The organism is Pseudomonas sp. 2995-1 (assembly GCF_002742505.1).
GTDB lineage: Bacteria > Pseudomonadota > Gammaproteobacteria > Pseudomonadales > Pseudomonadaceae > Aquipseudomonas > Aquipseudomonas sivasensis.
The window spans coordinates 1-460 of sequence record NZ_LJSA01000362.1; the positions used below are offsets into that span (position 1 = coordinate 1).

Genomic DNA, 460 nt, shown 5'->3' on the forward strand with positions numbered 1-460 from the left:
AAATTCATCAAAAATCCACGGTATATGATCGTCACTTGAATATGCTCCTATAAAAATGGTTTTACCTGATGGTGTATGTCGAATAGCATTTGCCATTAAGTTATCCATCACTCTCACCATCTGATTGACATTAAGGTAATAAGACTCTTTTACTTTATGCTCTACAATAAGGGATACACCTTGAGTAGCTGCAGTTTCATCATAACCAGATAAGAGCATATCAAAGAATTCTTCTCCCTCCACTTCTACTAACTCTAACTCTATTTCTTTGGATTGAAGTGAATTATACATTACAAGGTCGTCTATCAGTTGTTTCATATATTTTAACTTCTCAAATAAAATTATCTCGTATTCTTTCTTCTCCTTAGTAGTAAGTCTGCTTTCCTTATGCAAAGCTTCAGTATAAGACTGGATTACTGTTAAAGGAGTCTTTAAATCATGGGAAAGGGCAGCTACAATG

Annotated in this window: 1 protein-coding gene; it reads right to left on the reverse strand. The window is 34.1% G+C overall.

The window, feature by feature from the left end; all coding sequences use genetic code 11:
- On the reverse strand, positions 1-460 hold a 460-nt coding region (locus AOA61_RS16695; protein ID WP_143521214.1), incomplete at both ends, for a sensor histidine kinase KdpD.